We start from the raw sequence: 13304 nt of genomic DNA, 5'->3' as shown, positions 1-13304 counted from the left end.
TCTATGGGGGACCGTCGACGCGACCGGAGCACGGCGGATGACGAATGCCATGAACCCCGTGCGAACGAGGACAGTTTTGGGCCAGGTACGGCACCCCCGGCGCGTGCAGACGTACGACGCGGAACTGGGAGCGGCAGTCGCGCGGGCCCAGGACGGTGACGAAACCGCTTTCGCGGTCGTCTACCGGATCGTGCAGCCGAGCCTCCTCGGCTATCTGCGCGGGCTCGTCGGCGACGACGCGGAGGACGTGGCGTCCGACGCCTGGCTGGAGATCACCCGTGACCTCGGGCGTTTCAAGGGGGACGGGGCCGGGTTCCGCGGCTGGACGGCGACCATCGCCCGGCACCGGGCACTGGACCATCTGCGCCGCCTGCGCGTACGGCCCCGGGCGGGCGGGACCGAACAGGACGTACTGGACCTGCCCGCCCCGCACAGCACCCCCGACCTGGCCCTGGAGTCCCTCTCCACCGAGCGGGCCCTGGAACTGGTCCGCTCGCTGCCGGGCGACCAGGCCGAGGCCGTGCTCCTGCGGGTCGTGGTCGGCCTGGACGGCCCCGCCGCCGCACGCGTCCTGGGCAAGCGGCCGGGAGCGGTGCGGACCGCCGCCCACCGGGGCCTGAAACGCCTCGCCTGCCAGTTGGGCGTCGGCGGCGAGAACGAATCGAACCCGTCGGACAGGAACGGAAGCAGACATGGGTGAACGGATGAGCGGCGGCGCGGTTCCGGGCCGTCGGCATGTGCACCCTGGCGGCGCCGCGTCGGGTCCGCAGGACGTGCGTGACTCCGCCGCGCTGGAGACGATGCTGGCCGCCGCCCTGTGCGCGGGCGATCTCGACCCCGAGGCCGAGCAGCGGGCCGTGGCCGCCTTCCGGGCCGCCCACGGCACGGCCGCGCACCGGGCGCGCACCCGGCGCCGGGACGACTGGCGGCCGGCCGCGGAGCGGCGTGCCAGGCGCTCTGTGAAGGTGACGTTCGGCGTGGTGTTCGCCAGTCTCACCCTGGGTGGTGTCGCGGTCGCGGCCATCGGTTCGGCCGGCTCGTCCGCTGACGGAGCCGGCGCCGGCCGAGGGACCGTGCACCCGTCGGCGGACGCCCCGGACCGGCCGGGCGGGGAGACCTCGTCGGGCTCCCCCTCCGGCAGGCACCGGCCGGCAGAGGGCCGAGGCCAGGACACCGAAGCCCACTGCAAGGCCTACGAGCAGGTCAAGGACCACGGCAAGGCGCTCGACGCGCGGTCCTGGCAGCGGCTCGTCGCGGCCGCCGGCGGGAAGGACAAGGTCACCGCGTACTGCTCCGAGCAGCTGGCGCGGGCGTCGGCCACGCCGAGCAAACCGGCGGGCAGGGGCAAACCAGGCGCGGGCACCGCGGGCACCGCGGACACCGGCAACGGCAACGGCAACGGCAACGGCACGGCAGGTAAGACCGACGCTTCCGGCAACGGCACGTCCGGCAGCACCCCCGGCGGCACCGGCAGCACGGGCGGCACCGGCAGCACGGGCGGCGGGAAGCACAAGTAGCGGCGAACGGGCCCGGACGAACAAGTCGTCCGGGCCCGCCGGGTGATGCCGAGGTCCGCGTCAGAACAGGCCCTTGTAGCTCTGCCAGCCGGTCGCGATCTTCGTGCGGCTGCCGAAGGAGCCCTTGCCGTTGCCGTTGCTGCGCCACACGGTGCCGGAGCTGTCGCGGGCCACGAGGTCGGCCCTGCCGTCACCGGTGATGTCGCCCACGCCCACGAGGGCGTTGTACGACGAGCCCCAGTCGTTGAAGACCTTCACGCGGCTCTTGAACGCGCCCGTGCCGGTGCCGTCGTAGCGCCACAGTTCGTTCGACTTGTCCTGCGCCAGCAGATCGCCGTGGCCGTCGCCGTTCAGGTCGCCGGCGCCCACGATCTTCTTGTAGCCCGTCCACGCGGACGCGATCTTCACCCGCGCCGAGAGCTTGCCCGTGCTCGTCGCCTTGAAGAGGTAGACGTTCCCGGTGGAGGACTGGCGGGCGACGAGGTCCGCGCGGCCGTCACCGCTGATGTCTCCCGGTGAGGTCAGCACGTCGTACTGGTTCCAGTCCGTGCCCAGCGACGTGTACGCGGTCGACGGGGTCGGGGCCGAGCCGCAGGCGGGCCGGTAGGCGCGCAGCGTGCCGCTGCTGAGGCGCACGAGCACGTCGTTGCACCGGTCTCCGTTCAGGTCGCCGAAGGGCACCGCCTTCACCGTCGTCGGCCACCCGGAACCGGTCCGCTTGCCGGTGAAGGTGCCGGTGCCGGAGCCGTACTGGTACGTCAGCCCGCCCGAGCCGCCCAGCGTCAGCAGTTCGCCGAAGCCGTCCGAGCCGACGAAGTCCCGCCGGACCGCGGCGGCGCCGGTGACCTTGACCGTGCCGGTCTTCGTCAGCGCCGGGCCCTGGCCGTCGGCCGGGGTGGCCGTCAGGGTCCAGGTGTAGGCGCCGTTGGGGACGAGCTTGCCGGCCGCGTCCTTGCCGTTCCACGACGCCTGGACCAGGCCCCGGGCCGTACCGCCGGACAGGGTGCGCGCGGTCGTGCCGGTGGCCTTGTTCCTGATCACGAGCTGCCAGGCGGCCGGCTTCGAGAGCCACCACCTGGGGCTCCACGGCGCGGCGCCGCCCTTCACGTCGGCCGACCCGGCGACGGCCGAGTCGAGCTGGGTGAGCGAGGAGACGGGAACGCCGCTGGACACGACGTGGGTGTCGCCCTTGGCGTCGACGTAGGCGATCAGGCCGGTGTACGGGTCCACGTCCCAGGGCTTCCAGGACTCGGCGGACCCCACCGTGTGCGAGACGGCGGTGCCGGTGCGGACGTCGGTCACCTTCAGGGTGCCGTCCGTGTTGGTGACGACGAATCCGTCACCGAGTTCCGCCTTCCCCCACTCTCCCTGGGTGAGGGTCAACTTGGTCTTCGTGACGGTGTCGTAGACGCCCTGTCCCTCGGCCCTGCCCACGCACGACCACAGCAGCCAGCGCCCCACGGCCTGCAGGTTCTCCAGCAGGCAGCCGGATCCGAACCACACCGGGTCGCCCCGCTCGCCGGTGCGGACGTCGACCGGCACGACGCCGTCGTTGCCGTCGCGCACCCACAGGGTGGTGCCCCACATCGTTCTGCCGCCCGCGATCAGCACCGTGCCGCCCGTGTCGAGGTCGACCACCCGCGTCTCCGACGCGGCTTCGTCGGTGGACTCGGTGGGCATGACGACGTGGCGGCCCTTGGCGTCGAACACGCGGACGTAGTTGTGCTTCGCGTCGACGGGCGTGCCGGGCAGCGAGCCCGTCGGCTGCACGACCCGGGGAACGGTGTCGCCGCCCGAGGACCACAGGTTCCAGACCACCGTACGGCCGTCCCCGGTGCTCACCAGGTTGGGGTCGACGGTGCCGGTGACGGCGCCGTGGGAGGTGCGGGAGCCGAGCGTGAGGCCGTCACCGGTCGCGTCGACCGGTCGGCTGTACAGGTACGTACGGCCCTGCTCCAGGTCCTTCTGCAGCATGGTCAGCCGGCCGCCCATGAGGGTGAGGTCCTGCACGGGGTCGGTCGTGGGCTTCAGTTCCGCGGCGGCGACCCGCTGGACCACGGGGGTGCCGTCGGCGCCCGCCCGGACCAGGTTCACTCCCCAGTCGGCGGTGTCGGGCCCGCTGCCGGGTACCAGGATCCCGCCGTCGGGGGTGGGGACGGCGAGTTCCAGGCTCTCCGACCGGGCCAGCACGGTCCCCGTCGTTGAGCCGTCGAAGGCGACCGCGTCGACCCGCCAGACGGGCAGGCTGCCGTCCATGGCGCCCAGGGAGGAGTCGTAGCGTGAGACCAGGAGCTTGTCGCCGACCATGCCCAGCAGGTGCGTGCTCGGGTCGTTGACCAGGCGCACGGTGCGGACGACGGTGGTCAGGTCGTCCCGGGAGTACACGGAAACGGTGTCGGAGCCGTCCCACGACAGCAGGTGGGTGGCGGTGAGGACCACCTGAGCGTTGCTGCTGACGTTCGGGTTGAACGGCATTTCGACCAGCCGGCCCTCGTCGGCGTCGAGCCAGGCTCGCGTGACCGTCGTGCTGTCCCGGTAATGGACCAGCATGCCGTGGGCATCGGCGACGGGCGAATTACCGCCGTTCAGCAGGGTGATGCCGGCCGGGACTCCCGCCACGGTGCGGTCGCGCACCGTGCCGTCGTCCTGCACGTCGAGGAGGTGCCACCCCAGGTCGTCGCCCGACCAGGCGGTCGTCACGACGGTCCGCCCGAGCGTCCCCACGTAGGTGTGACCCGTCGGCAACGGGAGCGGCACGGTCGTCCCGCCGGCCCCCATGTCCCGCAGTGACACGGTCCGCGTGCCGTCGTCGTAGCGGGCGACGACGTCCGAACCGGCGCCGAAGTCCGGCATTCCCCACACCTCGGTGGCCGAGGCGTCCACCACCGTGTCCTCACCGGTGTAGGTGGTCCACAGATGGCCGCGTCCGGGTTCGTACCGCAGGAACCCCGACGTGCCCGCGCTCAGCAGGGCGGTCCTGGGCAGCAGGGACGTCTCGGCCGGTACGACCACCTCCGCGGCGTCGGTCGCGTGCGCGTCGAAGGCCAGCGGCCCAAGACCCATGGCCAGCGCGAGCGAGGTGGCGGCGGCGATGCCGCCACGTATGAGGGCACGTCTGCCCACTCGGTTCCTCCACAGGAGACGGGGAGCGAGGAACGTCGGGCGACGGACCGATACGGCAGGGGCCGACAAGTCGTTGAGGCACGAACAACTCGCACAAGTGGCCGGATCGTAGCAAAGGCCTGGCAAAGGAAAGGGCGAGGGTGCCCCAAGGGAGAAGGCGTGCTCCGGGCGGGCTTCAGGTCAGCGTCTTGCGCATCACCTCGATGAGCTGGTCCCGCTGCTCGTTGAAGGCGAGGCGCGCCTGGTCCACGGCCTGCGTGTGGTCGGCCAGGCCCTGACCGACGGCGTGGTGGTAGTCGCGCAGGCGGTCCACGAGGACGTTCGCCTGTTCCATGACGGCCGGTTCCGCGATGAGGGAGAGTTCCAGCCGCCGGGACAGCACCCTGCTGTCCCGCAGGACGGTCCCTGCGCGGGTCGACGCCGACGCATCGGTGTCATGGCCGCGCGCGATGTTGATGAGGGTCTCGCTCGCTTCCGCGGTGGCGGCGAGAAACGACGTGTACACCGCGCGTCGGTCGCCTCTCCTGCGCTGGTCGCTCTCCCGTCTCCAGCGCTCCCGGTCCAGGACGAACGTCGCCGCCAGACCGACCAGCGCACCCAGTGCCGTACTCGCGAGGCTGATCCATTCCATCCCCATACGCTGCTCCACCGGTGCGCCTTCCAACCCCCAGTTTTTCATGGGGAGTTGGAAGGCGCGGCGGAGTCGTGAGGAAGAGCGCGAGCAGGTCGGGATCCCGGCAGCAGCGGGTTGCTACTGGTAGGAGTAACCGAGCACCGTGATGTCCTTGACGGAGTCGGTGGTGAGGCCGCCGGCGGCCTGGGTCCACCAGGGGTCAAGGCCCGCGTCCGCGCCGGTCACGTTGGGGCCGCCGGTGTGCGTCAGCTGCCACTGGTCCCAGATGCGGTCCACGTTGGCGTGCAGCAGGAAGAAGATCGGGTCGTTCGACGCGGTCATGGGCTGACTGAGCGTGCCGCGGCACCAGTTGTGCACGTTGTTGTGGGCGGCCACTTCCAGGCCGTTGGGCTGGACGCCCGTCATCACCCTGCCGAACGTGAAGGCCGTGAACGTGGGGCGGGTCAGCAGCCCGTCGATGGTCGCCTGGGTCGGCAGACCGCTCGTGGCGGGAGTCGGCCGGGTGACACCGCTGGGCTTCCACACCCAGTCGGGGCGGGCGTGGTCGTTGGTGTAGTCCCAGTAGGGGATCGTGAGCGCGGGATCGACCGTGCGGAGCAGCTCCTCGAACTTGAGGCAGTACGCGCGGTGCCAGGGCAGGAAGCGCTGGGTGGCCTCCGGTCCCATCCCCTGCATGGTGTGGTGCCGGTGGCTCATGTCCTGGTGGTCGGCCACGAGCTGCTTGTACGCCGGCGTGGTCGCGAGCTGACGCAGCACCTCGTTGTACCGGTCCCGCTCGGCGGTGCTCAGCTGCCGGTGGTCCTTGCGCACCCGCTGCGAGGCCCGTACGAGTCTGGTCACCAGGGAGCGCAGCTGCTCCGCCTCCATCGGTGCGGTCATCGGCGCGGCGGTCCCGGTGGGCATGTGCCACGCGGCTTCGCCGAGACCGGCCCCGGCGAGGTGAGCGGCGGAGGCGGCCGCGACCGGGCCGGGCGCCGCCATGCCCGGCTGGGCGTGCCCGTCCGCCATCATCCGGTTCAGCCGCAGGCCGATCTCCTCGCTGTCGATGAGCTGGGCGGGCGCCCACTCCGAGGCGATCTCCAGGGCGTCCTCGGCGGTGGGGAACCCCTTGGTCGCCGTCTTCGCTGCTGTCTTCCTGGGACTCATACGCGGCTCACTCCTCATTCCTGTCCGCCCACACCCCTTCCGGCCGGGCCACGCCACCCACTCTGGGAGGAGCCGCTCCGGGCGGCGACCGCGACGGTCCGAACGGATGAGCGGGAGATCAGGGCGGGAGATCCGGGCGGGAGATCCGGTCCGAGGAGCCTGCCCCTTCCCCGGCGGGCAGGGGCAGGGAGGCCGGCGCCCGCCTACGCGGCGAAGCGCTCCGCGAGGGCCTTCGCCTTGACGGCCGCGTCCTGGAGGGCGCGGTCACGGGAGGCCTCGAAGAGCGGGATCAGCTCGGACATCGCCGGGTTCTGCGGGGCCATGGTCAGCTCAGGGACGATGAAGTCGAGCTCCAGCCCGAGCGCGTCGCCGAGGACCGCCGTCAGGTAGTTCTGGACGTACTCGTACGGCTCGCGCGGGGTGCCCGGCGCGTAGGAGCCGCCGCGGCTGGCCACGACGGTGACGGGCGTGCCCTTGGCGGAGGGAGCCTCGCCCGCGGTGCGGCCGAACAGGATCACGTTGTCCAGCCAGGCCTTGAGGGTCGAGGGGATCGAGTAGTTGTACATCGGCGCGCCGATCAGCACCGCGTCCGCCTGCTCCAGCTCCTCGATCAGCTTCACGCGGTCGGCGAAGGCGGCCGCCTGCTCGGGGGTGTGGGCGGCGGCGTCGACGAAGCCGGCGGTGTGGGCGTGGGCGTCGATGTGCGGGACGGGGTTCACGGCCAGGTCCCGGTAGACCACCGTGCCGCCCGGGTGCTGCTCCTCCCAGGTCCTGCGGAAGGCGTCGGTCACGGCACGGGAGGCGGATGCCTCGCCCGGGAAGAGGGAGGAGTCGATGTGAAGCAGCGTGGCCATGGGGTCTCCAAAGGGGACGAGCCCGCGGCAAGCGGGCCTGAGGTTTCATACGCAGCTATGTCTAACACAGGTACTTACTTTTTTTCATCCCCAAACGGTCGGGTAGTACCCTGGCCCCATGGCGGCGGAGCAGACGCATGGCGCGGCACAGTGCAGGCGGGTGGACGACGGCATCACCCGCGTCTTCCAGGTGCTCGGAAAGCGCTGGAACGGCCCGATCCTGTCCGTCCTGCAAGGGCGGCAGACGCACTTCGCCGACCTGCGCCGGGCCATCCCCGGCATCAGCGAGCGCATGCTCTCCGACCGGCTCGCCGAACTCGGCGGGGCGGGCCTCGTGATCCGCGAGGTCGACGAGGGACCCCCGCTGCGAGTCTCCTACCGGCTGACCGAGGCGGGCGCCGCACTGGAACCCGCGCTCAGGGAACTCGGCGCGTGGGCCATGAAGCACCTGCCGGATGCTCCGCCCTGCACGGAGAACGCCTAGCGAGCGAGCAACGGCCGGCGAACGGGCAACGGCTGACGAACGGGCACAGAGCGGGCCCACCGGGTTCCCCAGCCCGGGTGAAACGGCCGGGAGTTCCGGGCCGCCGGGCTCGGTGCCGTCCTCGTGGGCGGCATAGTGACGGCGTCTCAGTTCCTCTCAGTTCCTCTCAGTTCCGGACCCGCAGGAGGACCCGCATGCTCGGCACCGACTTCCGCGCCGGGTCGCCCGTCTGGATCGATCTCGGCAGCCCCGACACGGACGCGGCCGCCGCCTTCTACGGCGCCGTCTTCGGCTGGCAGCACCTGTCGCTGGGGCCCGAGGCGGGCGGGTACGGGTTCTTCCAGCAGGACGGCAGAACGGTCGCCGCTCTCGGGCCGCTGACCGAGGAGGGCACCCCGTCGGCCTGGACGACGTACTTCCGCAGCGACGACATCAAGACCACCGCCGGTGCCGTGACCGCCGGCGGCGGCGGTGTGCGCGTTCCGCCCATCAACGTGGGCGAGGGCCGGCTGGCCCAGTTCACCGACCCGCAGGGCGCGCGGTTCGCCGTCCTGGAGTCAGCGATGGGCCTGGAACGGACGTCGGGTGACAACACACTGGTGTGGGTGGAGCTGCACGTCCCCGACCCGGAAGCGGCCATCCGCTTCTACCAGGGGCTGTTCGGCTGGCGCTCCCAGGAGATGCGGGCGCCCGGCATGACCTACCGGGTCCTGAGCATCGCGGAAGGCGACCAACAGGAGGGATCCTTCGGCGGCGTGGCTCCGCTCCAGGGGGAGCAGGAGACGGCGCGCTGGATGCCGTACTTCGCCGTGGCCGACGCGGATGTCGTCGTCACGGCCGTGCAGGGGAACGGCGGGGCGGTGCTCATGCCGGCTGCTGACGTGCCGGACGTCGGGCGCATCGCCTGGCTCGCGGACCCGGACCAGGCCGTGTTCGCCGTACTGAAGCCGAACCCTCGCCAGAACTGAGTTCTCACCAGCCTTTCGACGCGCTTCTGCCCGGTGCGATCCGTTCGCGGGCCGCCCGGTACGGCGGCTCGGGCTCCGCACCCTCTTCTGTCCGGACTCCCAGCCAGGTGAGGAAGGCGAGGAAGAAGACTCCCTCGACGAGCAGAGAGAGCGGGCCGTAGGGGGCCTCCCAACCGGCTTCGTAGTAGCCGTTCGGCAGGCCGACGGTGCGCGACAACAGGAAACCGACGATCATGCCGAAGCTGACGAGCGCCCCGGTCACCCAGGCGACCACGGGGCGCCGCACCGTGACGAGCGCGACCGCCACGACCAGCATGACGGCGCTGCCCACGGCGAAGAGGACGCCTATGTAGAACATTTCCTCAAGGTGATCAGGAATGAGCAGAGTGTGCAGCACCGCGTTTCCGACAGCACAACACGCTCCCAGCCCCCTCAGAGTGACTTCGGTGGCATTGGAGGTCATCATGACTCCAGCTGTTCATTTCGCAGTGTTTCGTCAGATTGATCCCTCTGCCGTCTATACGGCTGACACCGCTCGGGAGATTGCGCCCGGCCCACCGTTCCTCACCTGTCGGAACGTCAGGAACGGGTGACGAACTTGATCGGGTACGGGAAGCTCTCCTGCTGCCAGAACACACAGGGGTCACAGCCGTCCCACGGATACCTCCTGGACCCCTGGACCCCTGGACCCCTGGTACACCAGGCGCACATACAGGTCCAAACATCACAGCGGCCCCTGCTCGCCTGCTGGGCGAGTCGGCGATCTCCGCCTGGCACCCTGGTACACGGCTGTACTGGCTGGGCCACGACGTCATGGAGTGCACGAGCCCGACGGGCTGCCTCGGGAACCACGACGAGAAAGTGGCGCTCGTGAACGCGGCCCTGGTCCCCTTCGGCGCCCCCTTGGGCGGGGCCGCCGCCCTCACCGGCTTCGCGGGAGCGCTCCTCGGCCGCCGGTCCGGCGTCTGGGCAGCGACCGGCACCCTCCTCGGCACCCTGGTGACATGGGCCGCCACCGTCGACTGGCTGTGCGTCAGCTTCCAGAAGGCGAGCTTCGACTTCTGAGCCGGCTTTCCCCACCCGAGTACGGGACTTCGGCTCCCGACACCACGTCTTGGCCTGCCGCGTTCTCGGTGGCGGCGATCGTCCGGCGCAGAAGGCGTCGCGCGGTGTCCAGATCGGCGGCGCGCTGGTCGAGGACGTCCAGCTGGGTGCGGAGGGTGGTGAGGACGCCGGGACAGGGGCGCAGGGTCGCGTCGTCGAAGGTGCAGGGCAGGACCTGGCGGATGATGCGGGTGGGCAAGCCGACGGCCAGCAGCGCGCGAATGCGCCGCACTGTCTCCACCGTCCGTTCGTCGTACTCGCGATAGCCGTTGGCGCGGCGCTCCGAGCTGATCAGCTCCATGCGCTCGTAGTAGCGCAGCCGGCGCTCACTGACTCCGGCACGACGCGACAGCTCCCCGATCAACACCGGTCGGTTCCCTCCGACTTGACCTTCCCACAGTGTCAGGGAGCAACAGTGCGCTGGTCGGCCACATTCCGGGCCGATCACCAAGGAGGGAGTAAGTCATTGATCATCGATGCGCACAGCCACGTCCACGACCCCGTCGAGGCACACGTCGGACTGCTGGACGAGGCCGGCGTGGACCGCGCCGTACTCTTCGCCACCCGCCCACACCCCGAGCGGGCCGATGACCTCGCCTCGCTGCGCCGGGAGATGGCGATCCTGGACGAGGCCATCGGGGGTCGCTCCGGCACCGTCGAGGGGTACCGCGGAGCGTGGGCGGAGCTGGACGCCGCGCTCGCCGCACACCCGCAGCGGTTCATCGGTTTCCTGTCCGTGCCGCTGGACCTGGAGCCGGAGCAGACCGCCGCGATCGTGGAACGCGAGGTCGTCGGGCGTGGGCTGCGCGGAATCGGCGAGCTGACACCGCCGCCGGGACGGGCAGAGGTGATCGAACCGGTGCTCCGAGCGGCGGCCGATCACGGGGGACTGCCCGTGGTCGTACACGGATTCGCTCCGACCACGGCGGACGACCTGACGAAGATGTCGGCGCTAGCCGTCAGGTATCCGACGGTTCCGTTGGTGGTCAGCCAGCTCGGCGGGCTGAACTGGATGCAGGCCGTCGAGTTGGTGAGGGACACCCCGAGCATGTACCTGGAGCTGTCCACGGCCAACATCGTCTTCGCGGTCCGGCTGGCCATCAAGGAGATTCCGGACCGGACCCTGTTCGGATCGGACGCGCCGTACGGCGACCCGGTCCTCACTCGGGCGATGGTGGAGCGGGTCACCAGCCCTGGAGAGGTACGCGACCGGGTGCTCGGCGGGACGATCGCCGAGTTGGTCGGGCTCGGCTGAGGCAGGCCCAACCTCCCCCGGTGCCCGACGGATTGGACGCTTCAGTTGGGGAATTCGCCAACTGAGGTGCACCGACATCGCCTTTGGACTTGTAGAGACAACCAGGTACTGTGCAATGCATGGAACCTGACGTCGCAGGTAAGCCCACCGCGGGCAAGGCGGAGAGCCAGCTCCGCAAGGGGGTGCTGGAGTACTGCGTGCTGGCTCTCCTGCGGGACCGCCCGCGTTACGGCGTGGAGCTGCTCGAATCCCTCGGCGCGGTGAACGTCATGGTCACCAGCCAGGGGACCATCTACCCCCTGCTGTCCCGGCTGCGCCGTGAGGGACTGGTGGAGACCCGATGGCAGGAGTCCCCCAGCGGGCCGCCCCGGCGCTATTACGAGCTGACGCCATCGGGGCAAACGGCGCTGAAGGAGTTCACCGCCATCTGGCCGCACTTCCGTGACGCGGTCGACCACTTCATCACCGACTGACGGGGAGACCACCATGACGATCACCAGGCATCCGCTGGTGCGCAGCTACCTGTCCGCCGTGGGGCGGGAGACGGCCGGGCTCAGCCCGGAACGCCAAAACGAACTGCTGGCCGACCTGGAGGAGCACATCGCCGTGGCGCTCGCGGAAGAGCCCGCGACCGGTGACGACGAGATCCGCGCCGTGCTCGCGCGCCTCGGCGACCCGCGCACGATCGCGGCGACCGCGCTCGGAGAGGAGCTCCCCGCTCCGCAGGCGAGCCAGGGGCGTAGCCTCGCCGTCGTTGGACTGCTGGCGGTGACCGGCCCCCTGACGGCCTTCGCACCCCCGCTGGGCATCGCCTTGATCGGTGCGATCTGGTGGCTGTGGACCACGCCTCAGTGGCGTAACCACGACAAGGCGATCGGGACGGCGGCCGCCCTCGTGCCGCTGCTGTTCCTGGTGGCGCAGTGGGTGATTCCCGCGGGCGCGCTGGGCCTCGGCCTCGGAGCGTTGTTCGTCCCGTTCACCCTGGCCGTCCTGGCCCTCCCGGCTGCCGCCGGCGTCCACCTGCTGCGGTCCGCACAGCGCCCGACATGACAGGCGCTCGCCGATGACGCAGTCGGCATCCTGAAACAGCCGGACCGCCATCAACCGAGGCCGCCCGACCGGGCGCTCGAGGAATCCCCCCACCAGCAAGAGGAACAGACGATGCAGGCACAGCTCGCACACCAGATAGCCCTTGCCCCCACGGGCACCATCGTGATCGGCTGCGCAGGAGCTGCCGCGGTCGTCGGCGTTCTCGCGCTGTACTTCGGCGCTCTGCTCAGCATCGTCAGGTCCGACCTCACCGGTGGGATGAAGCTGGTCTGGGTCGTCTTCGCCCTGATGACCCCCTTCCTCGGGTGTCTGCTCTGGTTCCTCGTCGGCCGCCGCGATGCCCAGCACCGGCCAGGCATCGCCTGATTCCAAGAAAGGCCCCGTTCGGTGGCCTGATTACGCATGCCCGCCGTGCAGTTCGTGTGCGAGACGGGTGCACCACTCAAGCGGCTCATAGGAAAGGCGGAGGCATGGCCAAACCTGTTCGCGCGGCTCTCGGGGGCGTGTGGATCAAGTGCAATTTCTGTCAGGGTGACCTGTTCAGGGACCGTGAGGTAAAGCTCAACAGCTCCGGAATGGAATTCATGAGCTTGGGTTGGGCGAACGAGTCGGCAACCGGCCTGATCTGCTGGAACTGCGGCTATGTGCATCTGTTCGTGAACAGGGACCTCGAACTGTACAAACAGAAGAGGGGCTGAGTTCTGGCGGGCCGGTCATGTGCACAGCCAGAGGCGAACGGATGCGACGGTCACGGCGCCGCGAAAGACGTACGCCCTCTTGTCGACCCTAGGCGACCGGCTCACCGGCACACCCCGGGCCCAGCCCGCACCCGCCACTTCGCAGCCCTCGGCCCCTCCGAGCCACCCCGGCGGGGCAGTAGTGCGAGGAAGCGGGAGGCGGCCGGGCCGCAGACCCCCGTACGGCGGCCCGGCCACCGGTCTTCAGTTCCGGGCGGCGCCGTTCAGCGCCGTCAGCGGGGTGTCCGCGAGGCCCAGCTCACCGACCCGGTCGAGCAGTTGCCGGAACTGTCCCGCCTCCGGCCCACCGGACTTCATCCGCTTCATCAGCAGCGCCGACACCGTCAGGTTCTGCACGTCCGCCGTGCCGAGCGAGCCGAGGGCTTCCACGGCTACGTCCTTGTGCGTCAGACGATGAAAGACGGACGAGCC

At 70.5% G+C, this 13304-nt stretch carries 16 protein-coding genes; 9 read left to right on the top strand and 7 right to left on the bottom strand.

From position 1 onward, the window contains the following. Positions 1-76 precede the first annotated feature (76 nt). Entirely contained in the window at positions 77-700 is a 624-nt protein-coding gene (locus tag ACFYZZ_RS24265; protein ID WP_389179798.1) for an RNA polymerase sigma factor, read from the top strand. Then, positions 693-1517, top strand: a complete 825-nt coding sequence (locus ACFYZZ_RS24260) for a hypothetical protein (protein WP_389179507.1) — start codon at positions 693-695, stop codon at positions 1515-1517. Before ACFYZZ_RS24265 ends, ACFYZZ_RS24260 begins: the two co-directional genes overlap by 8 nt. Before the next feature lie 60 nt (positions 1518-1577). On the opposite strand, the gene ACFYZZ_RS24255 is transcribed toward ACFYZZ_RS24260, so the two are convergent. The 4 genes from ACFYZZ_RS24255 to ACFYZZ_RS24240 all read right to left on the bottom strand — a co-directional run bounded on the left by ACFYZZ_RS24255 (position 1578) and on the right by ACFYZZ_RS24240 (position 7274). Next, positions 1578-4640, bottom strand: coding sequence for an FG-GAP-like repeat-containing protein (locus tag ACFYZZ_RS24255; protein ID WP_389179504.1), 3063 nt, complete (start codon positions 4638-4640; stop codon positions 1578-1580). Positions 4641-4815: 175 nt separating this feature from the next. Then, on the bottom strand, positions 4816-5271 hold the full coding sequence (locus ACFYZZ_RS24250; RefSeq protein WP_389179501.1) for a hypothetical protein: 456 nt from the start codon (positions 5269-5271) through the stop codon (positions 4816-4818). Positions 5272-5391: 120 nt separating this feature from the next. After that, positions 5392-6420 (bottom strand): tyrosinase family protein, encoded by a 1029-nt coding sequence (locus ACFYZZ_RS24245; protein ID WP_389179498.1) that lies wholly within the window; start codon positions 6418-6420, stop codon positions 5392-5394. 203 nt (positions 6421-6623) lie between these two features. Further along, positions 6624-7274 carry an FMN-dependent NADH-azoreductase gene (locus ACFYZZ_RS24240; RefSeq protein ID WP_389179495.1) on the bottom strand — a complete coding sequence of 217 codons (651 nt, stop codon included), beginning with the start codon at positions 7272-7274 and terminating at the stop codon, positions 6624-6626. Positions 7275-7392: 118 nt separating this feature from the next. Between ACFYZZ_RS24240 and ACFYZZ_RS24235 the strand changes: the two genes are divergently transcribed. Further along, positions 7393-7758, top strand: coding sequence for a winged helix-turn-helix transcriptional regulator (locus tag ACFYZZ_RS24235; protein WP_389179492.1), 366 nt, complete (start codon positions 7393-7395; stop codon positions 7756-7758). A 194-nt stretch (positions 7759-7952) separates the two neighbouring features. After that, positions 7953-8726: a VOC family protein gene (locus ACFYZZ_RS24230; protein WP_389179489.1), complete on the top strand. Its 774-nt coding sequence runs from the start codon at positions 7953-7955 to the stop codon at positions 8724-8726. A gap of 4 nt (positions 8727-8730) precedes the next feature. Here ACFYZZ_RS24230 and ACFYZZ_RS24225 read toward each other — a convergent pair whose 3' ends face one another. Next, positions 8731-9084: a hypothetical protein gene (locus ACFYZZ_RS24225; protein ID WP_389179486.1), complete on the bottom strand. Its 354-nt coding sequence runs from the start codon at positions 9082-9084 to the stop codon at positions 8731-8733. Positions 9085-9596: 512 nt separating this feature from the next. On the opposite strand from ACFYZZ_RS24225, the gene ACFYZZ_RS24220 reads away from it, so the two are divergent. Beyond that, on the top strand, positions 9597-9791 hold the full coding sequence (locus ACFYZZ_RS24220; protein WP_389179483.1) for a hypothetical protein: 195 nt from the start codon (positions 9597-9599) through the stop codon (positions 9789-9791). Here the strand turns inward: ACFYZZ_RS24220 and ACFYZZ_RS24215 are convergent. Then, positions 9760-10197, bottom strand: a complete 438-nt coding sequence (locus ACFYZZ_RS24215; RefSeq protein WP_389179480.1) for a MerR family transcriptional regulator — start codon at positions 10195-10197, stop codon at positions 9760-9762. The genes ACFYZZ_RS24220 and ACFYZZ_RS24215 overlap by 32 nt on opposite strands. A gap of 99 nt (positions 10198-10296) precedes the next feature. Between ACFYZZ_RS24215 and ACFYZZ_RS24210 the strand changes: the two genes are divergently transcribed. From ACFYZZ_RS24210 to ACFYZZ_RS24195, 4 genes are all read left to right on the top strand, one after another. Beyond that, entirely contained in the window at positions 10297-11085 is a 789-nt protein-coding gene (locus tag ACFYZZ_RS24210; protein ID WP_389179477.1) for an amidohydrolase family protein, read from the top strand. A gap of 119 nt (positions 11086-11204) precedes the next feature. Further along, positions 11205-11558 carry a PadR family transcriptional regulator gene (locus ACFYZZ_RS24205; RefSeq protein WP_389179474.1) on the top strand — a complete coding sequence of 118 codons (354 nt, stop codon included), beginning with the start codon at positions 11205-11207 and terminating at the stop codon, positions 11556-11558. Between the two features lie 13 nt (positions 11559-11571). Then, positions 11572-12135 carry an HAAS signaling domain-containing protein gene (locus tag ACFYZZ_RS24200; protein ID WP_389179472.1) on the top strand — a complete coding sequence of 188 codons (564 nt, stop codon included), beginning with the start codon at positions 11572-11574 and terminating at the stop codon, positions 12133-12135. A gap of 111 nt (positions 12136-12246) precedes the next feature. After that, complete coding sequence (locus ACFYZZ_RS24195) at positions 12247-12501, top strand: PLD nuclease N-terminal domain-containing protein (RefSeq protein WP_389179469.1); 255 nt, start codon at positions 12247-12249, stop codon at positions 12499-12501. Between the two features lie 575 nt (positions 12502-13076). Here the strand turns inward: ACFYZZ_RS24195 and ACFYZZ_RS24190 are convergent. After that, a complete protein-coding gene (locus ACFYZZ_RS24190; protein WP_389179810.1) occupies positions 13077-13262 on the bottom strand; it encodes a hypothetical protein in 186 nt (61 codons plus the stop codon). Positions 13263-13304 lie beyond the last annotated feature (42 nt).

Origin of the sequence: Streptomyces sp. NPDC001816 (assembly GCF_042892235.1) — a bacterium.
GTDB lineage: Bacteria > Actinomycetota > Actinomycetes > Streptomycetales > Streptomycetaceae > Streptomyces.
Note: the sequence above shows the minus strand (reverse complement) of the source record. Positions and strands in the feature narration are given on the sequence as shown.